Below are 25,104 nucleotides of genomic sequence, written 5' to 3'. Positions count from 1 at the left end.
GTGCGATGTCACGCGGTCTCGGACTTGTCGGCCGCGGCCCGCGCGGCTTTCTTCTGCTGCGCCACGATTGTTCCCACCAACAAGTCGAGTTTGGTGCCGTTCGGCCAACCCACGTAGTGACACAGGAACAGCGCGATCTCGTGCAGCTGCTCCTCGGTGAGTTCGCCGTTGCGCAGCGCGGCGCCGATCTGGATGCCCGCGGTGTCCATCAGGCCCTGCGCGGTCAGCGCCCCGAGCAGCAGCAGGCGGCGGTCGCGCACGCTGAGCCCGGGCCGCGACCACACGTTCGCGAAGAGGTGATCGGCGGTCATGGCGAAGTGGTCGCCTGGGTAGTCCTGGAATTCGGTGCCGTAGACCTCGGCCATCTTGGCGAGGCCGCGCTGCCGGACGGAGTCGCCTGCGCCGTTGGCGTTGTCGGTCATGGGTTCTGCCTTTCGAAGGTGTTGTCGCCGACGCCGAGACCGGAACCGAGGCGCTCGAGCGCGAGGCGGGCCAGCGGCAGGTCGAGCGCGAGCCGGTCGCCGAGTTCCAGCGCCAGGCCGAGGTCCTTCTCGCCGAGGTCGCGTACGTGGCGCAGGATGGGCAGCCAGAAATCGTCCGGTTCGATCGGCGCGGTGCGGTCGCGCAGCATGATGGCGCCGGGTCCGCCGGTGACCGCGTCGGAGTGCCGGACGATCTTGCCCAGGGTGGTGATGTCGAGTCCCGCGGCCTCGGCGAGCCGTTGCGCCTCGGTGGCCGCGGTGAAGGCGACGAAGTGCAAAAGGTTGCGCGCCAGCTTCATTCGCGTCCCCGCGCCGACTTCCCCGGCGTGCACGACGAGATCGGCGAAACAGCCGAAGGGCTCGCGCACCCGCTCGAACGCCGTCGCGCTACCGCCGACCATGACCGCGAGCCGACCCAGTTTGGCGCCGGGCCCGCCGCCGCTGACGGGCGCGTCGACGAGATCGATGCCGCGTTCGGCGCAGGTGGCCGCCAGTTCCTCGGCGGTCCGATCGGCGATCGTGGAGTGCACCGCGATCACGGTCCCCGGCGCGGCGGCGCCCAACAGTTCGGTGACCACGGCGCGCACCTGCGCGTCGTCGAGCACCGCGACACAGACGATGTCGGCGGCGACCTCGGATACCGAATCCGCCACCGCCGCACCGGCTTCGGCGAACGGGCGCATCGCCTCGGGCCTGGTGTCGCACACGGTTAGTCCGCCCGGCCAGGCCAGCAGCCGCTGGGCCATCGGCGCGCCCATATTGCCGAGGCCGACGAATCCGACGCGCAGCGGTGCGTTCATGAGCGGAAGATCTGTCCGCCGTCGACATTGAAGATCTGCCCGGTGACCCACGCGGCGTCGTCGGAGAGCAGATACAGGCAGGCGCCGACCAGATCCTCCGGCGTGCCCATCCGTTTGAGCGGCAGCCGCTTGATCATGTCGTCCACGATGACGCCCGGCGTCACGGTCTTGGTCGCCTCGGTGTCGATGGGTCCGGGCGCGATCGCGTTGATGCGGATCTTGGAGCCGCCCAGTTCGAAGGCCAACTGCTGGGTGAGTCCGTTGACGCCGACCTTGGCGAGACCGTAGAAGCCGGAATACACCCAGGCCGCGGTGGACGACTGGTTGACGATCGAGCCGCCGCCCGCGCGCACCATGTGCTGGTACACCGCCCTGGTCATATTGAGCGCGCCGTCCATGTTCACCGACATGAACTTCTTGTAGTAGTCCCACGGCACGGTCAGCAGCAGGTCGAGTTTCATCTCGCCGTAGATGGCGGCGTTGTTCACCAGGTGGTCGATCGCGCCGAACTCGCCGACGGTGAATTCCGCGAGGGCCGTGGCCGATTCGGGGTCGGCGACGTCCACCTCGCCGAACACCGCGGTACCGCCCGCCGCCGCGATTTCCGCGGCGACGGACTTGCCACGCTCCACATTGCGGTCGGCGACAACGACTTTCGCGCCCTCCTCGGCCAGCGCCTTTGCGTAGACCGCGCCGATGCCCTGCGCGGCACCGGTGACGACGACGGATCTTCCGGCGAAACGCCCCATGGGGTCCTCCACAACTACTCTGCCGATCGGCTTGCCGTCCTGCGGGTTTCAGCCCGCGGTGGCGATCAGCTTGGTTTCCAGGTATTCCTCGAAGCCGGCCACGCCCATCTCGCGGCCGATGCCGGATTGCTTGTAACCGCCGAACGGTGCGTCGGCGGAGTACCAGACGCCGCCGTTGACGCTGAGCGTTCCGGTGCGCACGCCCTCGGTGACGCGCCGGATCCGCTCGGGATCGGCGCCCCACACGGAACCGGACAGCCCGTAGGGGGAATCGTTGGCGATGCGGATGGCGTCCTCGTCGCCGTCGTGCGGGATGATCACCAGCACCGGGCCGAAGATCTCCTCGCGCGCGACCGTCGCGCTGTTGGGCAGGTCGGCGATCAGTGTCGGCTCGACGAACCAGCCGCGTTCCCGGTCGGCCCGACGGCCGCCGACCACGATCCGCCCGCCCTCGGCCCGCGCCATGTCCAGGTAGCCGAGCACCCGATCGCGTTGGCGCCGCGAGATCAGCGGCCCGCAGACAGTGCCCGGGTCGGTGGGATCGCCCGGCGTGATCCGGCCCATGGCGGCCGCGGCCACCTGCACCGCCTCGTCGTAGGACGCGCGCGGCACCAGCAGGCGGGTGGTCAGCGCACAACCTTGCCCGGCGTGCACGCACACCGAAAACGCTGCCACGCCAACAGCTCCGGCGATGTTCGCGTCGTCGAGCACGATGAACGCGGATTTGCCGCCCAGCTCGAGGAAGGTCTTCTTCAGTGTCGGCGCGGCCGCGGCCATCACCAGCCTGCCGGTCTGCGTCGAGCCGGTGAAGCTGACCAGGTCCACCCGCGGATCGACCGAAAGTCGCGCGCCGAGACCGTGATCCGACGAGGTCACGATGTTCACCACACCCGGCGGGATATCGGTCTGTTCGGCGATGATCGCGCCAACCGCCGCCGCGCACCAAGGCGTGTCGGGAGCGGGCTTGAGCACGACGGTGTTTCCGGCCGCGAGCGCGGGACCGAGTTTGGCGAAACCGATCTGGTGCGGGAAGTTCCACGGGGTGATGGCGCCGACCACGCCGATCGGTTCGCGGCGCAGCGTCCTTCGGGTCTTGATGCCCATCGGCTCGGCGATGCCGAGATCGGTTTCCCAGGCGTAGTTTTCGGCGAGGTTGGCCGGGAAGGCCAGGTCCGCGATCGGCCCCTCCAGTTGCGGGCCCTTGGTGAGCATGACGGGCGCGCCCGCCTCGGCGACGGTGATCTCGCGAAGCGCTTCGACCTGACCCTGCAATGCGGTCCGCAACTGTTCCAAGCACCGGGCGCGGAAGGCGTGGTCACGGGACCAGTCGGTGTCGTCGAAGGCGGTGCGCGCGGCGGCGATCGCGTCGTCCATGTCGGCGGCGTCGGCGTTCGCGGCGAGCCCGAGGATTTCCTCGGTCGCGGGATTCACCGTCTCGAACACGCCGTCGCCGCCCTGGCGGAGTTTGCCGTCGATCAACAGGCGCGACCCGTCGGCGGGCAGGAGACTGTTCATGGTTGCTCCGATACTGTCTGGACAGGTGTACGGAATATAGTCCGGTCACAGTCCGCGATGCAAGAACATGTTTCACTATCAACGATCATGGTCGGCCGCAGCCCGGCACGGTATGCAACCGATCCATTGTCTCGATATCGCAGCGCTGGTACTGTCCAGACACATGTCCAGCTATGTGTCTTCGCGGGCGGCGGATTTCGCTGTCCAGCGTAAGAACTCGTTACGGAATCATCGGAGAGCACCATGACGGCAGCCTCCCTGGAACCGCTGACCTTCGACCCGTACGACTACCGCTTCCACGACGATCCGTACCCCACCTACCGGCGGCTGCGGACCGAGGCGCCGCTCTTCCACAACCCCGACCTGGACTTCTGGGCGCTCTCCAGGCACGCCGACGTGACGGCCGGATTCCGCGACGCCACCCGGCTCTCCAGCGCCAACGGCGTCTCGCTCGACCCGGCCGCGTGGGGACCGCACGCGCACCGGGTGATGTCGTTCCTGGCCATGGACGATCCGCGGCACATGCGGATGCGCAAGCTCGTCTACAAGGGCTTCACGCCGCGGCGGGTCGCGGAGATGGAAGAGCGCATCCGCGAGATCACCCTCGCCTACCTCGAGCCCGCTCTGACGCGCGAAAGCTTCGACTGGATCGAGGATTTCGCGGGCAAGCTGCCGATGGACGTGATCTCCGAGCTGATGGGCGTTCCGGAACCGGATCGCGCGGAGATCCGCCGCCTCGCCGATCTCGTGGTGCACCGCGAGGACGGCGTGCTCGACGTGCCGATGGCGGCCGTCGAGGCCTCGATCGAACTATTCGGCTACTACACCGACATGGTCGCCGAGCGCCGCGGGAACCCCGGCGACGATCTGGTCTCCGCGCTGCTGGACGCCGATATCGACGGCGACCAGCTCAGCGATCAGGAGATCATCGGCTTCATGTTCCTGATGGTGGTCGCGGGGAACGAGACCACCACGAAACTGCTCGGCAACGCGCTGTACTGGGCGGCGCGGCACCCCGCCGAATACGCGAAGGTGGTGGCCGATCCCGGCCTGGTGCCGGATTGGGTCGAGGAGACGCTGCGCTACGACACGTCGAGCCAGATCGTGGCGCGCACCGCTACCGCCGATCTCGACTACCACGGCGCGACGATTCCCGCGGGCGCGAAGGTGCTGCTGCTGATCGGTTCGGCCAACCGCGATTCCGCTGTTTTCGACGACGCCGACACCTACCGCATCGATCGGCCCGACAAAGGCAAGCTCGCCAGTTTCGGTGCGGGCGTGCACTTCTGCCTCGGCGCCCACCTGGCGCGCCTGGAAGCCGGTGTCGCCCTGCGTGAATTCGTCGCTCGGGTGCCCGCCTACCGCGTCGCCCACAGCGGCATCGTGCGCGTGCACTCGACCAATGTCCGCGGCTTCGCCGCCCTTCCCATGACCGTGGAGAGGTAGATGCCCCGCTACGAACCCCACCCCGACCGCAGGCCCTCGCTGATCGCGGGCGCCTCCTCCGGTATCGGCGCCGCGACCGCGCTCGCGCTCGCCGAACTGGGCCACCCGGTCGCGCTCGGCGCACGGCGCGTCGAACTCTGCGAGGAACTCGCGGCCAAGATCCGCGCCGACGGCGGCGCCGCCTACGCGCACCGGCTCGACGTCACCGACGCGGACTCGGTGGACGAGTTCGTCACCGCCGCGGAGCGCGAACTCGGACCCGCCGAGATCCTGGTGTCCGGCGCGGGCGACATCGAATTCTCGCTGGTGCAGGAGATGGATCCGGAACGATTCCTGCACCAGGTCCACGTGCACCTGGTCGGCGCGCAGCGGCTGGTGCACCGGGTGCTGCCCGGCATGCTCGAAAGGCGGCGCGGCGACGTCGTGCTCATCGGCTCCGACTGCGCGCCCGAGCCGCGTCCGCGCACCGGCGCGTACAGCGCGGCCAAGGCCGGACTCGAGGCGATGGCGGTTCAGTTGCGAATGGAGTTGGAAGGCAGCGGGATTCGCGCCTCGGTGGTGCGGCCCGGCCCGACGCTGACCAACATGGGCATGGACTCGACCCCGGAGGTCGTCGGGCCGCTGCTCGAGGATTGGAAGGTGTGGGGGTTCGCCCGGCACCCGCACATGTTGCGGGCGAGCGATCTCGCGGCGGCGGTGGTGGCGGTGGTGTCGGCGCCGAGAGGGGCGCATTTGGTGCTGGTCGAGGTGCAGCCGGAGGCGCCGTTGCGCTGAGCGCCGTTGCGTTGCTATGCGTGGGACCGCCAGGTTTGTGCGGTGTGCCCGGCTGCCGTCGCCTGGGTCGCGCGGCCAAGGTTGCTGGTGTCCAAAGTGGTTCACCTGCCAATGCTTGGCGCCAGGTCGCGGGTGCCCAGGAGGCTGCGCCTACCCCCTTCCACTGTTGCAGGTGGTCGGGCGGGTTACCCTACGCAGGTTTCCGCTCGTAGTTGCAGATGCCAGGCGGTTTTGCCTGCCTAGGTTTGACCCAAAGTTGCAGGTGCTCAAGTAGTTTGCCTACCCAGGTACCACCCAAAGTCGCGAGGGCCCAAGCAGTTCGCCTACCCAGGTTTTCCTCGGAGCAGTGCTGGGCGCGTCGCCTGCCGTACCCGACTTACCTCCCGCAGTCAGTCGCGCGGGTTCGGCTTCCGGCGTGGTCGTCTGGCTGTGGTTGCGTCTAGGGAGTGCAAGCGCAAAGAGCTCTCGGCCTGTGGATCTGAGAAGAGCTGTTGGCCTGTCAAGGGCGCAACCACCATTTGACTACCGTCGATAGAGAAATGGATTCGACGGTAGTCAAATGGTGGCTTTGCAAGATCAAATAGCAACCATTTGACTACCGTCGATTTTCGCGCGCCTCCCCATGCCCCGCGCTCGGCGTGACGCGGCGTCCACACTGGCCGTCTGCCACTCGGGCCCGCCCCCACCGACGGGTTGGGCCGCCGTCAGCGGCGCAGCGGTAGCCCGAGACCGCCAGGGCGGCTTTGCCGCGGCCGCGAGCACCGTGCGCTGGGCACGACGCGGCATCCACGCTGGCCGCCGGGCTGACCCACCCTCGGCGGTGCACCGGCAGACCGAGACCGACAGGCCGACCGCCAACCTTCCAGCGGCCGGTGCAGGACCGCCACACCGGATGACACAACGCCACGCCACAGGCCGTGCTGGCAGACCCTCGGCCGGTACAACGGCGGCCCGACACCGCTAGGCCCGCCGCCGAGCTACAGCCGCCGACCCGGCACACACACCGGAGGACACAGCGCCACACCAGGGGCCAGGCCGGCCGCCCTCACCGGGACAGCGGCAGCCCTGACCACCGGGCCGACTGCCGAGCTCCGCAGCAGCCAGCCAGTAGCGCACGCCCATTGACACAGCGCCACCCAAAGAGGCTGGCCGCCTCGAACTCGAGACCGCCAGACCGGCTGCTGAGCTTTGCAGCGGCTGACACCACCCGCCACGTTCAATGACACAGCGCCGCTCCATGGAGGCCCGCCTCCCGAGCACTGCCGGACTGGCCCGCCCTCAGCGGTGCAGCGGCAGTCCTGAACGCCAGACCGTCCGGCGGAGGACACAGCGCGCTACGCAAGAACGCGCGACAGCAGGCGACCCAGCACTGCCGCATCGGCCGAGGCAGTTGCCTATGCAGGCCGCCGACCGCCAACCGGCACGGAAACGCGGCACCGCTACGCCGGGTTCCGCCGCACCGCAACACCACGCGAGGTAGCACTGCCGCTGCGGCTGGGCGCAGCTTCCACGCAGGCCGCCGACCGCCGCCTGGCTGGTTGTCGAGCCCTGCCCGGCCGCCTGACACTCTGCGACTCGGCGGCAAGCTCAGGATCGCCGGGCAAAATCGTGGGTCGTTGTGTCGGATGTGCGGGAACCCGGCGTGAGACAATGAGAACGTGTTCTAATTCCATACCGAGGGACGCGCTGCACCAGCACGGGCGCGCGTCGCGATCGCACGCCTTGGAGAACCCGATGAGCACAACGCACGCCACGGATCGGAAGACGGCGGCCCTGCCGCCCCGGATCACCGCGGAGCTGATCGCGCGACTGACCGGCATGGTCGCCGCGGAGAACGGCGCGGACGCCCGGCCGCCGTTTCCGATGACCGAGGTCTACACCGGCGCGCACGTCGGCGACCTGCCGCAATCCCGCCCCGAGGATGTCACCGCGGCCTTCGCCACCGCGCGGGCGGCGCAGCGGGAGTGGGCGAGTTGGCCGCTGCGCCGCAGACTCGCGGTGTTCGAGCGGGCGCACGAGCTGATCCTGCGCGAGGGCGAGACGATCGCGGACCTCATCCAGATCGGCTGCGGCAAGACCAGGCGCATGGCGCTCGAGGAATCGTGCGACGTGCCGATGGTCATCAGCCACTACCTGAAGACCGCGCGCCGGGTGCTGCGTCCCCGACGCCGCGGCGGCCCGATCCCGCTGGTGACCACCTCGTACGAGGAGCACCGGCCCAAGGGCGCGGTCGCGGTGATCGCGCCGTGGAACTTCCCGTTCGCGATCGCGCTCTCCGATTCGGTGCCCGCCCTCATCGCGGGCAACGCCGTCGTGCTCAAACCGGACAACAAGACCGCGCTGTGCGCGCTGTTCGGCGTCGAGCTGCTGTATCGAGCGGGGTTGCCGCGCGGGCTGTTCCAGGTCGTGTGCGGTACCGGTCCGGACGTCGGTCCGACGCTGATCGGCGGCTCGGATTTCGTCATGTTCACCGGTTCCACTGCCACCGGGCGGGTGGTCGGCGAGCAAGCCGGCCGCCACCTCATCGGATGCAGTCTCGAACTCGGCGGCAAGAACCCGATGATCGTGCTGGACGACGCGAACCTCGACGAGGCGATCGCGGGCGCGACGTTCGCGGTGTTCGCCAATTCCGGCCAGGCCTGCATGCACATCGAGCGGATCTACGTGCACGAGCGCATCCACGACGAGTTCCTGCGCCGCCTGGTCGCGGCGGCCGAGGACCTCGGAGCCAAGATCGGCGCGGCCTACGACTATGCGCCCGAGTTCGGCTCACTCGTCTCGGCCGAGCAACTCGCCAGGGTCGACGAGCACGTGGCGGACGCACGCGCGAAGGGCGCCACCGTGCACACCGGTGGACGGGCTCGCCCGGACATCGGACCGGCCTTCTACGAGCCGACCGTGCTGACCGGCGTCACTCCCGAGATGACGCATGCGACGGCGGAGACCTTCGGGCCCGTGGTGAGCGTCTATCCGTTCCGCGACGAAGCGGAGGCCGTGCGGCTCGCCAATGACACGGACTACGGTCTCAACGCCAGCGTCTGGACAACCGACCTGGCTCGCGGCAGGCGGATCGCGGCGCTGCTCGAGTCGGGGAACATCAATGTCAACGACGGTTTCGTCACCACGTACGCCGCCAAGGCCACGCCGTCGGGCGGGGTGAAACAGTCCGGCGTCGGCACCAGGCACGGCGACCAGGGCCTGCTGAAGTACACCGACACGGTGAACATCGGCGTGGTGAAGCGCCAGGTCCTCGCCGCGCGCTCGGGGCTGCCGTACGAGAAGCAGGTCAAGACGACCCTCGCGACGCTGCGGCTGATGCGGCGCACTCGGCTCCGTTGAATCGCGACCGTTTCGCCGGAGTTCGTCCGTCCGGACGATCCGGTACCGTGGCGCTCGGGGTGGACCGACGAGATCAGAAGTGGCAGGTGCGAGACGAGTGAGCATTCGGGAGATTCCGCTGCGGACCCTGACCGGTGCGTCGACGACGCTGGGCGAGCTGGCCGGTGACAAGGCGGTGCTGCTGGTCAACGTGGCGTCCAAATGCGGTCTGACGCCGCAGTATTCGGCGCTGGTCGAGCTGCAGCAGACCTACGGGCCGCGCGGGTTCACCGTGATCGGCGTGCCGTGCAACCAGTTCATGGGTCAGGAACCCGGCTCGGCCGAGGAGATCCAGGAGTTCTGCTCCACCACCTACGGTGTCGACTTCCCGCTGCTGGAGAAGACGGACGTGAACGGCGAGAACCGGCACCCGCTCTACCGCGAGCTGGTCGAGACCGCCGACGCCGAGGGCGCCGCGGGCGACATCCAGTGGAACTTCGAGAAGTTCCTCATCGATCGCGACGGCAAGGTCGCGGCGCGATTCCGTCCGACCGTGAAACCCGAAGACCCCGCTGTGGTTTCGGCCATCGAGTCGGCGCTCTAGAACCGAAACCCGTTGCGCGCGGCCCGCTTTCCGGGCCGTGCGCTCTGCGGATAGCCCCGCGCTCGCAGCCGCGGGCTAACCTCGCGCTCGCAGCGCGGCGAACCAGTCGAAGATCTCCGCGAGTTCCTGCGGCGCAGGCCAGCCCTTGACGGCGGCGACGAGTCGCCAATACCGCTCCACCCGCGCGTCGTGGCGATCTCGAGTCGCTCGAGCATCCAGCGGCGAAGGTCGGCGTCGTCGGCGCGGCCGAAGGTGTGCGCGTAACGCGCGGTCAGCTCGTCCACCACGGCGACGGCGGCCGGTTCGTCCGGGCGCCCGCGGCCAAGGCGGCGCCGACCAGGCGACCGCACGCAACACCGCCCGTCGCTGCCGCAGAATCCGGATCTGGACATCGAGCGCGTCGGCATGCGCCGCGGCGACCTCCGGCACCGTGCCAGCACCCGACAGGTTGTATCCAAGTCGAGGCCCAGGGCGCGAAGGGTCCAGACCAGTTCCAGGCGGGCGATGGCATCGGAGTCCTCTCCCCTTGATGGAGAGGCAAGTCCAGGATCGGACGCGCTCAACTGAGCGGGGCGGTGCGCCACCAGTTCATGAATTCGTCCTGGGTCGCGATGAAACCGACGCTGTACATCAGGAAGTTCGCCCGCTTCTTCGCGCCGGTGAAGACCGTGATCATGCGCGGGCGTTTGGCGGCGGGGTGACCGTCGAGCAGGTAGTTGGTGTAGGTCTCGCTGCCGTGCTCCGCGGTGGATGTGGTGTGCTCGGGCAGCGTGTCGACGGCGGCCTGCACGTCCTCGGGCGAGCGGTAGACGAACAGCTCGTAGCTGGCCTTGTTGGGTCCGCCGAAGCAGTACCAGTACGCGGTCCAGTTGCCGAAATCCGGTGCGCCCGCGTCCATCGCGTTCGCGGAGCCCGCCTCGTGGGCGAAGCAAGTCGAGCCGTTGTGACCGGGGCCGGTGTGGACGACGTTGTCCTCGTCCACCTCGGGGGTCATGCCGGGGAACGCCTTGCTGATCAGCGCGATGTTGTCGGCGAGAGTGGCGTCGTCGTCGTGCTTCTTCGAAGTCGTAGGCGCCGCGCTGGCCTTGGCGGGGCGTTGGGTCGACGATGCTACTTCGGCGGCGCTGGTCGTCGAAGCCGAGGCGCCCAGTTCTGCCGAACCACGATCGAGGACGAGCACGGTGACGGCGAGGAGGGCGAGCGTCGCGCCGACGGCGGTGCCGAGCACCGCGGTGCGACGAGACCGGGAGGGTGCACGTCCGTGGGTGACCGGGGCGTGTAACCGGTGGGGCGTCGAATGCGCGGGCGCCCCTGCAGAACCCCGAATAAAGCCAGAGCCGTGCGCCGGGTTCACAAGCGGCTGCGAAGAGTTGGGCGTATCGACCCCGACGGCTTCTCCATAATTCCGCTGACCCGCGACGTCATGCGTGGGTGCCGCGTTGCCGAATACGGAATCGTGCCGTGAGCCCGACTGGTCCGGGTACTCCCGCCAGGAAGCCTGGTCGTTCGGCCTGGCTTCCTGCGAAGGAGTGGCGCCGGAACTGTGCGCCCAAGGGTTGGTTCCCTGCCCGGACGCGGTAGCCGAAGTCGCCGCAGGTGAGGACGCGTACCCACTCCACTCGTCGCGCGAAGCCGCGGGCGAGTTCGGGTGGCCGAGTGTCGGCGGGGTCGAATAGGCGGTAGGCGGCGCGGAGAAGCCCTCGGAGGGTATCGAGTATCCGGGCGTCGTCGGCAGGGCCGGGGTTGCCGATGCACGATGGCCGAAACCGTTGTCGGCCAACGGGAATGGACCGGAGCCAGCATCGGCGAGCGCCCGCCGTGCCGCCTCGGCGAACTCGGCGCAGGAGTCGAACCGGTCGTCCGGGCGTTTGGCGAGCGCGCGCGACAGGACCGCGTCCAGAGCGGGCGGCAGGCCGGGGCGGACGGCGCTGAGTCGCGGCGGCGGCTGTTGCATATGGCCCTGGATCACCGCGACCGGGTTGCTCGCCTCGAACGGCACGGTGCCGGTCAGCATGCGAAACAGGCTGCACGCCAGCGAATACTGGTCCGAGCGGTGATCTAGCACCGCGCCGGAGAGCTGCTCGGGCGAGGCGAAAGCGAGAGTTGCGGTGAAGGTTCCGGTCTGGGTCAGCTTGCCGGTGTCGTCACGGAAGCGGGCGATGCCGAAGTCGGTTAGGAACACCCGTTCCAGGCCGCCCTCGGCCCGCTCCAGCAAGATGTTGGCGGGCTTCACGTCCCGGTGCAGTACGCCCTTGCCGTGCGCGAAGTCGAGCGCCTTGGCGGTTTCGGCGACGATCTGCACCGCGCGTTGCGGCGGCAGCGCGCGGGCGTCGAGCGACGCCGCGTCGACACCGTCGACGTACTGCATCGAGATCCAGAGCTGCTCGCCCTCCACCCCGCGGTCGAACACGGTGACGATGTTCGGGTGGTCGAGCTGGGCGACCAGATCGGCCTCCCGCTCGAACCGCGCCCGAATCTCGGTGTCGAAGAACAACTCTCGATTGAGCAGCTTCAACGCCGTCCACCGCGGCAACCGCGGATGCCGCGCCAGGTACACCGACCCCATGCCCCCGCGCCCGAGCAGGCGTTCGACGGTGTACCCGGCGAAAACCGCGCCGTTGTCCAGCATCTGTCAGTTCAGCGGCGCCGACCGCCACCAGCGCAGCACCTCGTCGATGGTGCCGACGATGCCGTCGGTGTACATCAGGAACTGTCCGCGGTCCGGGTCGCCGGTGAAGACGGTGACCATCTTCGGGCCGCTGTTCTCGAATTTGTAGTTGGTGTAGGACTTTCCGCCGTTGCTGTCGGTCGACTTGATGGCGTCCGACGGCAGGTTGTTCAGCGCCGCCTGCGCGTCCGCCGCAGACTTGTAGACGTAGATGGTGAAGAACGGGTCGTCGTTGTTGCCGCCGCCGAAGCAGTCCCACTGGTAGGCCCAGTTGCCGAAATCCGGTGTGCCGTCGGTGGGAACGGAGGGACGGTCCGGCGAGTACGAGCCGCAGGTGGCGCCGTTGTAGCCGGTGTCGCCGTCCTTGTCGGCCGGGACCATGCCGGGGAACTCGTTGCTGATGGCGGCGGCGTCGGCGGTCACCGGACGCTTGGTCGTGGTGACCGGCGCGGTGGTCGTGGTGCCGCCGCCACCAGAGGACGAACCGCCGCTCAGCGCGACGACGATGCCGACGACGACGGCGATCAGCACCACGAGCCCGATGGCCAGCGCGGCGATGAGGCCGGTGTTCGACTTGCGCGGCGGCTGGTAGCCACCGCCCATCGGGTGACCGCCGCCCATCGGCGGGCCGGGCGGCTGCGCGAAACCGAACCCGGACTGCTGTGGGTACTGCCCGCTGGGACCGGTTTGCTGATGCGGGCCGGTCGCGGTCGGCATGGCGCCCTGCGGCGTGGTCATCGGCTGGCCGGTGAGCGGCTGCGAACCGCTGGTCGTCGGGCCGACCGGATACTGGCCGCCCGTCACCGGGATCGGCCCGCCGGTGATCGGGTGCGGACCCGAGATCGGCTGCGGCGGAGCGGTGACCGGTCGCGGGCCGCCGACCAGCGGCATGGACGGCACGCTCTGACCCGACAGCGCCGCCTGCGCGGCCGCGGCGAACTCCGAGCAGCTGGCGAATCGATCGTCCGGCCGCTTGGCCATCGCCTTGGCGAGGACGCCGTCCAGCGCGAACGGCAGTCCGGGACGGACGCTGCTCAGCGCGGGCGGCGCCGACTGGAGGTGACCCTGGATGACCTGGGCCGGGTTGGTCGCCGCGAACGGACCGCTGCCGGTGAACAGCCAGAACAGCGCGCAGGCCAACGAGTATTGATCGGAGCGGTGATCGAGGGACGCGCCGGTCAGCTGCTCGGGCGAGGCGTAGGCCAGCGTGGCGGTGAAGGTGCCGGTCTGGGTGAGGTGGCCGGTGTCGTCACGCAGCCGGGCGATGCCGAAGTCGGTCAGATAGACCCGCTCGCCGCGGCCGCCGGTGGAGCGGGCCAGCAGGATGTTGGCCGGTTTCACGTCGCGGTGCAGCACGCCCATGCCGTGCGCGTAGTCCAGCGCGTCGGCGGTCTCCTTGATGATCTGCACGGCGCGCTCCGGCGGCAGCGTCTTCGGATCCACCGAGGCGGCGTCGATGCCGTCGATGTACTGCATCGAGATCCACAGCTGCTCGTCTTCCAGACCGCGGTCGTAGACCGTGACGATGCCGGGGTGATCGAGCCGGGCGACCAGATCCGCCTCCCGTTCGAACCGCGCCCGCACCTCCTTGTCGAAGAACAACTCCCGGTTCAACAGCTTCAGCGCCGTCATCCGCGGCAGCCGCGGGTGTTTCGCCAGGTACACCGAACCCATGCCACCGCGACCCAATTGCCGTTCGATGACATAGCCGGCGAAGACCTCACCGCTGGCCAGCATGTCTGCTCCAATTCCCGCCTGCACCGGGACCCGCCGGGAACAGACGTTAAGCATAAGAACGCGCGGTCAGCGCTTACCCGACCACGGAAAACATCGAAACCTTAGCAGCAGTCGCGCGGCCTCCGGATGCCCGAGGAGACGGGGGTATGCCAGGCGACATCAATAGCGGAAAGCTATGGCGGAGGGCGTGGTTCGGGTGGCTGCGGGCCGTTCCCAGCCCCCGGCCCGGCGGGTGCGCTCCGCCCCCGCCGCACCCTGTCCGGCAGGGCGATGGTGATCGGTCGGGCGGTACGACGAGTCTGTGCTCGCGGCGGCACCGACGGGGTTGGGCCCTCGGATGTCGCCGAGCCTTCCGCGCCTCCGGCCGTCGAGGACGTGTGCCGCGGAGGCGTTCCGGCACTTGCCCGTCCTGTGTTGGACGGCGCGGACTGGTCATGCGGCAAAGTATTTCGTCCACCAGATCCTGCGTCCGGCGACTGTTCGGCAGCGGGGCCTGGCGAGGAGGCGTCTGGACGTGCGGCGCCAACCGACGGATTCGACCGTCCAGCCCCGTTCGAGGACGACGACGTTTCCGACCGCCCGGCCCCGGTAGGCCGACCATGGATCGGCCGCGCGCCGCCAGCGGAGGGCGAGGACGTGTTCGACTGCCCGGCCCCGGCGCTTGGCGCAGCCGCCTGCTCGGCAGTGGCACCTTGGGACGAGGCGGCCGGGCGCGCGGTGCCAACAGACGGCGATGACGTGTTCGACCCTCCGGCTCCGGTCGAGGGCAACGACGTGTCCCCCCGCCCGGCACCGGTAGGCCGACCATGGATCGGCCGCGCGCCGCCAGCAGAGGGCGAGGACGTGTTCGACTGCCCAGCCCCGGCGCTTGGCGCAGCCGCCTGTCCAGCCCCGGTTCCTGGCGCACCCGCCTGTCCAGCCCCGGTTCCAGGCGTGATCGCCTGCTCGCCCTCACCGGTCGGCATGGCCGCGTCCAGTGGCAGTGGAAGTGTCCGCGGTAGACCCGTCGGGCGTCCGACATGCGGCGGACCAGCTTGGGATCGGTCGCTCACCGAGTGCGAAGGGTTGGTTCGCGGGCGCGGGGCCGCAGGGTGCGGATACGGGGCGGTCCCGTGCGGACCGGCGCCACGAGTCAGATCCACCGCGCGCTGCGGGCCGATGGGTGCTCCCGTGTGCGGCGGGAAACCGTTCCGGCTCGGCCCCGGCAGGTCCGCCGGACGCCGATGTCCGGGGACACCGGCATGGTGCGGCGAACCGGTATGCGGAAGCGAATTTGCCTGCGGCGGAACATTCCTCGACGGTGCACTGTCAGCGTGAGGAGGAAACCCACCAGATTGCGGCGGTCGGCCTGAATGCGACGGGTCGCTCCCGTACGACGGTTGAGCCGCGCCAGTCCCGTTCATGGGCGGTCCGAATCCCGTGGGCGGCAACAACCCACCCGACTGCACAGGCACACCCGGGTGCGAGGGATCGGCCCCGTGCGGCGGGTGGGCAGCGCGCGCCGCACCGTTCGGAGGGGGACCGAAACCCGTGGGTGGCAACAACACTCCACCCGACTGCGCAGCCACACCTGGATGCGACGGATCGCTACCGTGCGGAGGCTGGGCAGCATGCGTCCCACCGTTCGCGGACGGCCCGAATCCGGTAGGTGGCAACACTCCACCCGCCTGCGCAGCCACACCCGGATGCGACGGATCGCCACCGTACGGAGGCTGCGCAGCATTCGTCCCACCGCTCGCGGACGGCCCGAATCCGGTAGGTGGCAACACTCCACCCGCCTGCGCAGCCACACCCGGATGCGACGGATCGCCACCGTACGGAGGCTGCGCAGCATTCGTCCCACCGCTCGCGGACGGCCCGAAACCGGTAGGCGGCAACACTCCACCCGCCTGCACAGGCACACCCGGATGCGACGGATCGCTCCCACGCGGAGGGTGGGCAGCGCGCACCGCACCGCTCGGGGGCGGTCCGAATCCCGTGGGCGGCAACAACCCACCCGACTGCGCAGGTGCACCTGGATGCGAGGGATCGCCTCCGTGCGGCGAATGCGATCGCGCACCATTCGCGGGCGGCACGAATCCGGTGCGCGGCACACCGGGATGCGGATGCGCACTGGTGTGAGCCGGTGTGCCAGTGTGCGTCGGGCCGCCCGTCTGCGGGTGCACACCGCCCGGTGAGCCGTGGTGCGTCGGGCCTCCGATGTGCGGGTGCGAACCGACCGGTGCACCAGTGCGCGTCGGACCGCCCGTTTCCGGGTGCGCACCGCCCGGTGCACCAGTGTGCGTCGGACCGCCCGTTTCCGGGTGCGAACCGACCGGTGCACCGGTATGTGCGGGGCCGCCCGTATGCGGAGGACGTCCGTCGGGGACGAACCCGCTGCGAGGCGGCACGCCCTGGTGCTGAGTGGCGAAGCCCGTGTGGGGCGGGACAGGACCGGTCACGGGGTGCGGGCGGTGTGGGCCCGACGTACCGGAGGCCAAGGCGTGGCGGGCGGCGGTGGCGAACTCGGTGCAGCTGGGGAACCGGTCGGCGGGGCGTTTGGCGAGGGCTCGGGCCATGACCGCGTCCAAGGCGGGCGGCAGGCCGCGGCGGGTGCGGGACAGCGGCGGCACCGGCGTGTACATGTGCCCGTTCATCACCGCCGCCGGGGTGCTGCCGGGAAAAGGCACGTTGCCGGTGAGCATCCAGAACAGCGTGCAGGCCAGCGAGTACTGGTCGGCGCGGTGGTCCAGCGGCTGCCCGCTGAGCTGCTCGGGCGCGGCGTAGGCCAGCGTGGCGGTGATGGTGCCCGCGGAGCTCAGCGTGGTGTCCGCGTTGCGCATGCCCGCGATGCCGAAGTCGGTGAGCAACACCCGCTCGGGCTGCCCGATGGGCGCCTTGGCCAGCAGGATGTTGGCCGGTTTGACGTCGCGGTGCAGCACCCCGTTGGCGTGCGCGAAGTCCAGTGCGGCGGCGGTCTCGGCGATGATCTGCACCGCCCGTCCGGCGGCGAGCACGTCGACGTCGGCGCTGGCGGCGTCGGACCCCGCCACGAACTGCATGGAGATCCACAGCTGCTCGTCCTCGGCGCCGCGGTCGTAGACGGTGACGATATTGGGATGGTCGAGCTGGGCGACCAGATCGGCCTCCCGCTCGAAGCGTCCCCTGATCTCGAGATCACCGTAGAGCTCGCGATCGAGCAGCTTCAACGCGGTCATCCGCGGCAACCGCGGGTGCTGGGCCAGATACACCGTGCCCATGCCGCCCTGTCCGAGCACGCGCTTGATGACGTAACCGGCAAAGATCTCGCCAGTACGCAGCAAGGTGTTCACCCCCCTCATCGGGTCGAGCACGTGGATCCTACCGATGTATCTCGCGGAACCACGTGCGCGCAACAGTCCTTCGATTCTCGGCTATTCGCCGCCGTATCGCCGGTTTCCCGCGATGTCGGTGCCGCCCACTACGCTGAGCCCCATGCGCATTGGAGCACACGTCCGGCTCGACAGCGATCCGATCGGCTTCGGTGAGAAACTCGGCGCCGATGTCATCCAGATGTTCGTCGTCGACCCGCAGAGCTGGGACAAACCGGTCCCGCACCCGAGGACCGAGGAGATCCTCGCCAGCCCGATCGATGTGGTGGTGCACTCCTCCTATCAGATCAATGTGGCGAGCCTGAACAACCGGCTGCGAATGCCCTCGCGCAACGCGGTCGCCCAGCAGGCCAAGGCTGCCGCCGATCTCGGCGCGTTCGGCCTGGTCGTACACGGCGGCCACGTCCGCTCCGACGCCGAGGTGGAGACCGGAATCGACAACTGGCGCAAGCTGTTCGAACGCCAGCAGGACAAGGGCGGCTTCGCGGTGCCGATCCTCATCGAGAACACCGCGGGCGGCAACCACGCCATGGCCAGGCATTTCGACACCATCGCCCGGCTGTGGGACGCCGTCGGCGACTACGGCGCCGGCTTCTGCCTGGACACCTGCCACGCCTGGGCGGGCGGCGAGGAACTGCTCGGCGTCGTCGACCGGATCAAGGCCATCACGGGCCGCATCGACCTGGTCCACCTGAACTCCTCCCGCGACGAGTTCAACTCCGGCGCCGACCGCCACGCCAACTTCGCCGACGGCACCATCGACCCGCAACTGCTGGCCGAGGTGTGCCGCAGCGCGGACGCACCGGTGGTGCTGGAGACTCCGGGCGAGGGTGTCGCGGACGATCTCGCCTATCTTCGCGAGCACGTGGGCTGACCTGGCGGTCGCCTTTTGCTTCGGCCGGTGCAGGTCGGGCCCGGCTGTGCTGGGGGTGCTGGGATCGGTGTCGTCCGGTTCGGGTTCGTCGTTGCGTCGGTTGACGTGGTTCCGTGGGTTGCGTCGGTTGACGTGGTTGCGTCGGTTGACGTGGTTGCGTCGGTTGACGTGGATCCGTGGGTTGCGTTGGTTGACGTGGCTGCGAAGGTTGAGCCGCCATACTCGCGCGCGGTTGGCACCGGTTCTTGTAGGGCACGTTGGTGGGCGTCGTCCGGTCGCGGTGAGCTGCGTTGGTTGACGTGGCTCTGGAGGTTGAGCCATTCGCGCGGTTGGCCCAGGTTCTTCGGGGCGGCGTTCGGTGGGTGTCGTCCGGTCGCGGTGAGCTGCGTTGGTTGACGTGGCTCTGGAGGTTGAGCCATTCGCGCGGTTGGCCCAGGTTCTTCGGGGCGGCGTTCGGTGGGTGTCGTCCGGGTTTGTTGGTGGGTTGCGTCGGTTGACGTGGTTCCGGGGGCTGGGCCTGCGAAGTCACGCACTCCTACCCAGGTTTGCCTCGAACGGTGCTGGGCGCGTCGGGTGCCGTACCCGGCTTACCTCCCGCAGTTGGGGAGCGTGGCTCGGGCTCCGGCGTGGTCATCTGGCTGTGGTTGCGTCTAGAGAGGCGGCGCGGGGATCGGTGGATGAGGCTGCGGTTTGTGGGTGGTCGCGGTGGTCTTGCCCAGCGATCGCATCCTTCACATAGGAGTGGCCCATTGGCTGGTCACCTGTGGGCGGCGCTGTGCGCCTACAAAGTCTGCTGGATGCGGTGATTGATCGCGCAGGTGCAGGTGTGGGAGGCAGTGACTGTTGCGACGAGTGCTGATACGCGGCGTCCGCCGGCGGGACGGCACCCTTCATATAAGGGTGGCGCCTAAGGGGTGGCGCCGTGCGGCATGTGCGCGGGGTAGGTACTGGTCCCGGGGTGGGTACCGGTCCCTCCAGTGACAGGCGCTGAGCCCGCCGTTCGCCCGGCGCTGGTGTGCTAGCTCAGAACGCCAAAAATCGACGGTAGTCAAATGGCGGCTATTTGATCTTCGCCAGCCACCATATGACTACCGTCGAATCCATTTCTCTATCGACGGTAGTCAAATGGTGGTTGGGGCCTTGACAGACCAGGACTCTCTTCAGATTGAACTCCCTAGACGCAACCAGAACCGGTCGACCACGCCGGAAATCAAGACCGCGCACCCAACTGCGGGAGGTAAGCCGGGTACGGCACACGACGTGCCCAGCACTGCTCCGAGGAAAACCTGGGTAGGCACACAACCTAGGTACGCGCAACATCGGGCCGCTACCTGGGAGGGCGGACCTTCTGGGCACCCGCAACCTCGGGCGAATACCTGGGCAGGCAGACCCCCCTCGGCACCCGCAACCTCGGGCAACTACCTCGGTAGGCAGACCCCCTCGGCACCCGCAACCTCGGGCAACTACCTCGGTAGGCAGACCCCCTCGGCACCCGCAACCTCGGGCAACTACCTCGGTAGGCAGACCCCCTCGGCACCCGCAACCTCGGGCAACTACCTCGGTAGGCAGACCTCTGGCTCCCCCAACATCGGGCGCCCACCTGGGAAGGCACACGAGCACCCCCACCTCGAGCAACTACCTCACTAGGCACATCACCTAAGCACCCGCAAATCAGGCCACCACCCCGGAAGCCACACCACCCGAGCACCTGCAACATCGGGCAACTTCCCACGCAAGCGCTCCCCTGGACACCCCACTCCCGAAAACCCCGCCCGACCACAACCTCGAGCACGAACCCGAACCAACACCCACCCCTTGCGATCACCCCGACGAAAACCCTGGTCACACCCCTTTTCCGAGTGATGTGCTCTACCACGCACAACCCGTTCCAGATCAGCGAAGGTGACCACACATGACGATCGCACCCGCCCCCACAGTCTCGGTGACCAAGCTCGGCGCCCGCATCGGCGCACAGGTCGACAACGTCCGGCTCGGCGGCGACCTGGACGCGGCGTCGGTCGACGTGATCCGGCGCGCCCTGCTCGAGCACAAGGTCGTCTTCATCCGTGGCCAGGAGCACCTCACCGAGGACGCGCAGTACGAGTTCGCGCAGCTGCTCGGCACGCCGACCACCCCGCACCCGACGGTCACCTCGCACGGGGTGAAGAGCCTGGCCATCGACTCGGAGTACGGCCGGGCCAACAGCTGGCACACCGACGTCACCTTCGTCGACCGCATCCCGAAGGCCTCGATCCTGCGCGCGGTGACGCTGCCGACCTACGGCGGGTCCACCACCTGGGCCTCCACCGTGGCCGCCTACGAGTCGCTGCCCGAACCGCTGAAGCTACTCGCCGAGAATCTGCGCGCGGTGCACACCAATGTGTACGACTACGCCGCGGCGCACGGCAGCAAGGCCCGGCCGAACACCGCCGAGTACCGCGCCGAGTTCGAGTCGACCTACTTCGAGACCGAGCACCCGGTGGTGCGGGTGCACCCCGAGACCGGGGAGCGGGCGCTGCTGGTCGGGCACTTCGTGAAGAACTTCGTCGGCCTGTCCGGCGCCGAGTCCCAGGCGCTGTTCCGGCTGTTCCAGGACCGGGTGACCCGCCTCGAGAACACCGTCCGCTGGAACTGGCAGCTCGGCGACGTGGCGATCTGGGACAACCGCGCCACCCAGCACTACGCCGTCGACGACTACGACGACCAGCCGCGCAAGCTGACCCGCATCACCCTGGCCGGTGACGTCCCGGTCGGCGTGGACGGCGCCCCGAGCACGGTCGTCGCGGGCAACGCCGAGCACTACTCGATCGTCGAAGAGGTCTCCCGCGCCGCCTGATTGGCGATTTACGCCCGAGCCCGCCCTTGGTCCGCAGTACGCGCGCACGACGCGAGACCGAGGGCGGGCCGAGGTCGGGAGCTCTATTAGTCCACACTATTGGCCATGAGTATTCGGCCGTTGGACGGAGTTCGCGTCCTCGAGCTCGGCAATTACATCGCGGCGCCGACCGCCGGGCGCATACTCGGCGACTTCGGCGCCGAGGTCATCAAGGTGGAACGGCCGAAGGCCGGCGACGAGTTGCGCAACTGGCGGCTCTACGGCGGCGACACCTCGATGCTGTACCGCACCGTCAACCGGAACAAGAAGTCGATCACCCTGGACCTGCGCACCGACGAGGGCCGCGCGGTGGTGCTCGATCTGATCAAGCACTGCGACGTGCTGCTGGAGAACTTCCGGCCGGGCATGCTGGAGAAGTGGGGCCTCGGGCCCGAGGCGCTGAACGACGCCAACCCCGACCTGGTGATCACCAGGATCTCCGCCTACGGACAGACGGGCCCGATGTCGTCGCGGCCCGGTTTCGCCGCGGTCGCCGAGGCCGTCGGCGGGCTGCGCGAGCTGGTCGGCGACCCGGACCGTCCCCCGGTGCGGGTCGGCGTCTCCATCGGTGATTCCATCGCGGGCATCTACGCCGCCTTCGGCACCGTGATGGCGCTGTTCCAGCGCGAGCGCACGAACACCGTGCCGCTGGCCGAACGGGTGATCGACGTCGCGCTGAACGAGGCCATCCTCTCGGTGATGGAATCGCTGGTCCCCGACTACCTGGCCTACGGCATCAACCGGGAGCGCGTCGGCGGACGGATGGAAGGCATCGCGCCGAGCAACGCCTACCCGTGCCGGGACGGTTTCAGCATCATCATCGGCGGCAACGGCGACGCCATATTCCAGCGCTACATGCGGGTGATCGGCAGGCCCGACTTGGCGGCCGATCCGGAACTCCAGGACAACGCGGGCCGCTGGCGCCACCGCGAGCGGCTGGACGCCTCGATCGGCGAATGGACGATCCAGTACACCAGGGACGAGGCGCTGAAGATCCTGGAGGACGCGGCCATCCCGTGCGGCCCGATCTACACCGCCGCCGACATAGTCGCGGACGAACAGTACAAGGCCCGCAACATGATTCAGCCGTTCCCGGTGGACGTCGGTGAACCGGAGCCCAAGACGGTCGGCTTCCCCGGCATCGTGCCGGTCATCGGCGGGCAGTCGCTTCCGATCCGCAACGTCGGCCCCGACCTGGGCGAACACACCCGCGAGGTGCTCTCCGAACTGCTCGGCATGAGCGAAGCCGAGATCGCGGCCGCGGCCGGGTACGGCGAGGGCGAGGTGCAGGCATGAGTCGCAGGCGCGGTCGCCGCAGGCCGACGGGTCGCAACACGTGGGAGCAGCGCGCGCCAGGGCACGCGCGGCCGACAGTGCACCCGAATCCGGCGGGCGCGAACCAGAAACCGTGGGCGGGCGTGATGTGCGTGCCGCCGCAGGCGCGAGAGGACCGGCGATGCTGACCGCACCGCACGACGTGGTGTTGCGCGACGTGACCCTGCGCGACGGCCTACAGCTGACCGGCAAGACGCTGCCGGTGGAACGCAAGGTCGAGATCGTGCGCCGTCTGCTCGCGCTCGGCGTGCCCGCGCTGGAGATCGGTTCCATGGCGCGGCCCGATCTGGTGCCGCCCATGGCCAACACCATGGACCTCGTCGCGGCCCTGAGCCCGGAGGAGCTCGAGCGCTGCTGGGTGTGGGTGGCCACTCCCCGCCACGTCGCCAAGGCCGCGGCGGCGGGCGTGCGCAACTTCCAGTACTGCTTCTCGGTCTCGGATGCGCACAACCAGGCCAACATCGGACGCGCGACCGAGGACAGCATGGCCGTGCTGCCGGAGGCGGTGCGCTTGGCGCACGAGGTGGGCGGCGCCATTCAGCTCTGCTTGGCGACCAGCTTCACCTGCCCGTTCGACGGCCCGGTCGATCCGGAGCGAGTCCTCGCGATCGCGAACGATCCGCGCACCGAGGGAACGGGCGACATCGTCCTCGCCGACACCCTCGGCCAAGCCCATCCGGCTCAGGTTGCCGCCTTGATCTCGGCGGTTCGAGAGCGAACTCCGCAGCGCCGCATCGTGTTCCACGGCCACGACACCTGGGGCATGGGCGTGGCCAACACGCTGGCCGCGATCGGCGCCGGGGCGGGCATGGTCGACGGTTCGCTCGGCGGCCTCGGCGGCTGCCCGTTCGCGCCCGGCGCGAGCGGCAACACCTCCAGCGAGGACATCCTGTTCGCCACCCGGCCGGACTGGTTCGCCCCGGCCACGTTGGCCGCGCTCGTCGAGCTGACCGAGAATCTGCTCACCGAACTCGGCGAACCGAACCGTTCGCGCACCGCCGAGGGAGCGCGTTCCAAGGCCGCGGCCTTCGAATGGGTCGTCGGCTACTCGAACACGTAGTTCGCGAAATCGTGGACGGCTCGGTAGCCGATCGCGCGGTAGATCTTGTTCGAGGTGGGATTCGCCAGATCGGTGAACAGGCAGACGTCGAGCCCGTTGCGGCGCAGGGTGTGCGAGACATGCGCGGTGAGCGCGGACGCGTAGCCGTGGCCGCGCTCGGCGGGCGGCGTGTAGACCGGGCCTATGCGGGCCCAGCCGCCCACCGGAATCTGATGCGCGACGAGGCTCACCGCACGCCCGCCGACCTCCCACAACCACCAGCGGCCCGCCGCGATGCGCGCACGGATGACGCTCGGGCTCGGAAACGGCGGCGGCAGAGCGCTTTCGGTGTGCATCGCCTCGGACCACTCGGCGCACAGCTCGACGTCGCGGCCCATCGCCCGGCGTGGTGCGCCTGCGACAGCCGCGGGAAAACGCAGCTCGCCGAGCCGGAAGAGCCTGGTGCGGAACAGCTCACGGCGCGCGGTCCCGCGCAGCGCGCACCAGTGCTCGGCGAAGGCCTCCGCGTCGGCGACGATCCCTTCGACGCCGGTGTTGTCCGGGGCAACGGCGGCGAACGCCTCGGCGACGGCACGCAGGCTCGCGGTGGGTAATTCGCCGAGGTAGACCTCGCGTCCCCCCGCCCGCATAGCGACACCGACGACGGCACCGTCCGCGGCGCGCACGGAGAGGAAGCGCGACCGCCCGTCGGCTGCCTGCCGACCTTCGACGTGGTTGGCGACGCCCGTGGCGATCACGGTGTGCCGCAGGAGATCACGGCTCAGGAAGGACTCGGTCGCCGCACGGTAGGCGACGGCGTCTTCGGTGATCTCGATCCGCATTCGGCGTCTCCCCCCCAACGTCGCCCGCTCGCTCTCGCACGCGAAGCTTCGGCGAGCGTCCTCCGGTGGCTCGACTTCGCTCCCGCAAGCGAAGTTTCGCTGTCCGTGATCAGTTGGTCCGCGTCAGTCCGTCCCGCTTCGCCCTCCGGTGTCGGCGCGGATCTTCAGCAGCACGAGCCCCGCGGTGCACGCCAGAATCAATCCGGCGACGGTGATCTCGACGTGTAACCCCGCGATGCCGAGCACTGCCCCGACGACACCGCCGAGGAAGAACAGCCAGCCCAATGCCCGCGCCACGATCGTGGATACGGCGCCTGCGGGCGATTTCGACACTTCCTGCTCAGCAGGTTCTGCCGTTTCGGCGGTCGCGTCGGCCGCCGGCAGCGGAGAGGTCGAGTATGCTCCCATCATCAACTCCTCGGTGACGCCGATCAGAGTATTGCCCTCGCGCAGCTCGACCAGCGCGTCTCTCATCCTGGTATAGGCGTCTCACGCGTAACTTCGATCACATACGCTACGGGCCGTAGACGCCGTTGTGCCGCGACACGTGCCCGCGACACGCCGACGAGATCAATTCGATATCTGAATTATCAATGTTTAAAAGTGCCCTCCCGGCACGCCGACAGCGACCCGCTCGCCTGGCTTGGGGTGGCACACCTGGATTATGGTGAGGCCACTCGAAACACACGAGGAGTG

At 69.0% G+C, this 25,104-nt stretch carries 17 protein-coding genes; 8 read left to right on the top strand and 9 right to left on the bottom strand.

What is annotated here, in order from left to right; translation table 11 throughout:
- Window positions 1-8 precede the first annotated feature (8 nt).
- The 4 genes from FB390_RS12185 to FB390_RS12170 are packed head-to-tail and all read right to left on the bottom strand — an operon-like array spanning window position 9 to window position 3,546.
- Window positions 9-422 carry a carboxymuconolactone decarboxylase family protein gene (locus FB390_RS12185; protein ID WP_141809053.1) on the bottom strand — a complete coding sequence of 138 codons (414 nt, stop codon included), beginning with the start codon at window positions 420-422 and terminating at the stop codon, window positions 9-11.
- Window positions 419-1,282, bottom strand: a complete 864-nt coding sequence (locus FB390_RS12180) for an NAD(P)-dependent oxidoreductase (protein WP_141809052.1) — start codon at window positions 1,280-1,282, stop codon at window positions 419-421. The genes FB390_RS12185 and FB390_RS12180 overlap by 4 nt, the downstream gene beginning before the upstream one ends.
- Entirely contained in the window at window positions 1,279-2,031 is a 753-nt protein-coding gene (locus FB390_RS12175) for an SDR family oxidoreductase (RefSeq protein WP_141809051.1), read from the bottom strand. Before FB390_RS12175 ends, FB390_RS12180 begins: the two co-directional genes overlap by 4 nt.
- A 48-nt stretch (window positions 2,032-2,079) precedes the next feature.
- The gene (locus FB390_RS12170; protein ID WP_141809050.1) at window positions 2,080-3,546 is read right to left on the bottom strand and encodes an aldehyde dehydrogenase; all 1,467 of its coding nucleotides are present in this window, start codon (window positions 3,544-3,546) and stop codon (window positions 2,080-2,082) included.
- Window positions 3,547-3,789: 243 nt separating this feature from the next.
- Between FB390_RS12170 and FB390_RS12165 the strand changes: the two genes are divergently transcribed.
- From FB390_RS12165 to FB390_RS12150, 4 genes are all read left to right on the top strand, one after another.
- Window positions 3,790-4,992, top strand: coding sequence for a cytochrome P450 (locus FB390_RS12165; RefSeq protein ID WP_141809049.1), 1,203 nt, complete (start codon window positions 3,790-3,792; stop codon window positions 4,990-4,992).
- Window positions 4,993-5,766, top strand: coding sequence for an SDR family oxidoreductase (locus tag FB390_RS12160; protein ID WP_141809048.1), 774 nt, complete (start codon window positions 4,993-4,995; stop codon window positions 5,764-5,766).
- A 1,734-nt stretch (window positions 5,767-7,500) separates the two neighbouring features.
- Window positions 7,501-9,105 (top strand): succinic semialdehyde dehydrogenase, encoded by a 1,605-nt coding sequence (locus FB390_RS12155; protein ID WP_141809047.1) that lies wholly within the window; start codon window positions 7,501-7,503, stop codon window positions 9,103-9,105.
- A 97-nt stretch (window positions 9,106-9,202) separates the two neighbouring features.
- The gene (locus FB390_RS12150; RefSeq protein ID WP_141809046.1) at window positions 9,203-9,688 is read left to right on the top strand and encodes a glutathione peroxidase; all 486 of its coding nucleotides are present in this window, start codon (window positions 9,203-9,205) and stop codon (window positions 9,686-9,688) included.
- A gap of 559 nt (window positions 9,689-10,247) precedes the next feature.
- Here FB390_RS12150 and FB390_RS12145 read toward each other — a convergent pair.
- From FB390_RS12145 to FB390_RS34740, 3 genes are all read right to left on the bottom strand, one after another.
- A complete protein-coding gene (locus FB390_RS12145) occupies window positions 10,248-12,317 on the bottom strand; it encodes a serine/threonine protein kinase (protein WP_141809045.1) in 2,070 nt (689 codons plus the stop codon).
- A gap of 3 nt (window positions 12,318-12,320) precedes the next feature.
- A complete protein-coding gene (locus tag FB390_RS12140) occupies window positions 12,321-14,093 on the bottom strand; it encodes a serine/threonine-protein kinase (protein WP_141809044.1) in 1,773 nt (590 codons plus the stop codon).
- 173 nt (window positions 14,094-14,266) lie between these two features.
- Complete coding sequence (locus FB390_RS34740; protein ID WP_342780443.1) at window positions 14,267-17,332, bottom strand: serine/threonine-protein kinase; 3,066 nt, start codon at window positions 17,330-17,332, stop codon at window positions 14,267-14,269.
- A gap of 214 nt (window positions 17,333-17,546) precedes the next feature.
- On the opposite strand from FB390_RS34740, the gene FB390_RS12130 reads away from it, so the two are divergent.
- From FB390_RS12130 to FB390_RS12115, 4 genes are all read left to right on the top strand, one after another.
- A complete protein-coding gene (locus FB390_RS12130; RefSeq protein WP_141809043.1) occupies window positions 17,547-18,317 on the top strand; it encodes a deoxyribonuclease IV in 771 nt (256 codons plus the stop codon).
- Window positions 18,318-20,229: 1,912 nt separating this feature from the next.
- A complete protein-coding gene (locus FB390_RS12125) occupies window positions 20,230-21,153 on the top strand; it encodes a TauD/TfdA dioxygenase family protein (RefSeq protein WP_141809042.1) in 924 nt (307 codons plus the stop codon).
- Between the two features lie 105 nt (window positions 21,154-21,258).
- Window positions 21,259-22,488: a CaiB/BaiF CoA transferase family protein gene (locus FB390_RS12120; protein ID WP_141809041.1), complete on the top strand. Its 1,230-nt coding sequence runs from the start codon at window positions 21,259-21,261 to the stop codon at window positions 22,486-22,488.
- Window positions 22,489-22,648: 160 nt separating this feature from the next.
- The gene (locus FB390_RS12115) at window positions 22,649-23,587 is read left to right on the top strand and encodes a beta/alpha barrel domain-containing protein (RefSeq protein ID WP_141809040.1); all 939 of its coding nucleotides are present in this window, start codon (window positions 22,649-22,651) and stop codon (window positions 23,585-23,587) included.
- Here the strand turns inward: FB390_RS12115 and FB390_RS12110 are convergent.
- Window positions 23,572-24,408, bottom strand: a complete 837-nt coding sequence (locus FB390_RS12110; protein ID WP_141809039.1) for a GNAT family N-acetyltransferase — start codon at window positions 24,406-24,408, stop codon at window positions 23,572-23,574. The genes FB390_RS12115 and FB390_RS12110 overlap by 16 nt on opposite strands.
- Before the next feature lie 123 nt (window positions 24,409-24,531).
- Window positions 24,532-24,882, bottom strand: coding sequence for a hypothetical protein (locus FB390_RS12105; RefSeq protein ID WP_141809038.1), 351 nt, complete (start codon window positions 24,880-24,882; stop codon window positions 24,532-24,534).
- Window positions 24,883-25,104 lie beyond the last annotated feature (222 nt).

The organism is Nocardia bhagyanarayanae, from assembly GCF_006716565.1.
Classification (GTDB): domain Bacteria; phylum Actinomycetota; class Actinomycetes; order Mycobacteriales; family Mycobacteriaceae; genus Nocardia; species Nocardia bhagyanarayanae.
Note: the sequence above shows the minus strand (reverse complement) of the source record. Positions and strands in the feature narration are given on the sequence as shown.

Coding starts and splice junctions, on each gene's coding strand:
- FB390_RS12185 (WP_141809053.1), bottom strand. CDS start 422: ATGACCGACAACGCCAACGGCGCAGGCGACTCCGTCCGGCAGCGCGGC.
- FB390_RS12180 (WP_141809052.1), bottom strand. CDS start 1,282: ATGAACGCACCGCTGCGCGTCGGATTCGTCGGCCTCGGCAATATGGGC.
- FB390_RS12175 (WP_141809051.1), bottom strand. CDS start 2,031: ATGGGGCGTTTCGCCGGAAGATCCGTCGTCGTCACCGGTGCCGCGCAG.
- FB390_RS12170 (WP_141809050.1), bottom strand. CDS start 3,546: ATGAACAGTCTCCTGCCCGCCGACGGGTCGCGCCTGTTGATCGACGGC.
- FB390_RS12165 (WP_141809049.1), top strand. CDS start 3,790: ATGACGGCAGCCTCCCTGGAACCGCTGACCTTCGACCCGTACGACTAC.
- FB390_RS12160 (WP_141809048.1), top strand. CDS start 4,993: ATGCCCCGCTACGAACCCCACCCCGACCGCAGGCCCTCGCTGATCGCG.
- FB390_RS12155 (WP_141809047.1), top strand. CDS start 7,501: ATGAGCACAACGCACGCCACGGATCGGAAGACGGCGGCCCTGCCGCCC.
- FB390_RS12145 (WP_141809045.1), bottom strand. CDS start 12,317: ATGCTGGACAACGGCGCGGTTTTCGCCGGGTACACCGTCGAACGCCTG.
- FB390_RS12140 (WP_141809044.1), bottom strand. CDS start 14,093: ATGCTGGCCAGCGGTGAGGTCTTCGCCGGCTATGTCATCGAACGGCAA.
- FB390_RS34740 (WP_342780443.1), bottom strand. CDS start 17,332: ATGGGCACGGTGTATCTGGCCCAGCACCCGCGGTTGCCGCGGATGACC.
- FB390_RS12130 (WP_141809043.1), top strand. CDS start 17,547: ATGCGCATTGGAGCACACGTCCGGCTCGACAGCGATCCGATCGGCTTC.
- FB390_RS12125 (WP_141809042.1), top strand. CDS start 20,230: ATGACGATCGCACCCGCCCCCACAGTCTCGGTGACCAAGCTCGGCGCC.
- FB390_RS12120 (WP_141809041.1), top strand. CDS start 21,259: ATGAGTATTCGGCCGTTGGACGGAGTTCGCGTCCTCGAGCTCGGCAAT.
- FB390_RS12115 (WP_141809040.1), top strand. CDS start 22,649: ATGCTGACCGCACCGCACGACGTGGTGTTGCGCGACGTGACCCTGCGC.
- FB390_RS12110 (WP_141809039.1), bottom strand. CDS start 24,408: ATGCGGATCGAGATCACCGAAGACGCCGTCGCCTACCGTGCGGCGACC.
- FB390_RS12105 (WP_141809038.1), bottom strand. CDS start 24,882: ATGAGAGACGCGCTGGTCGAGCTGCGCGAGGGCAATACTCTGATCGGC.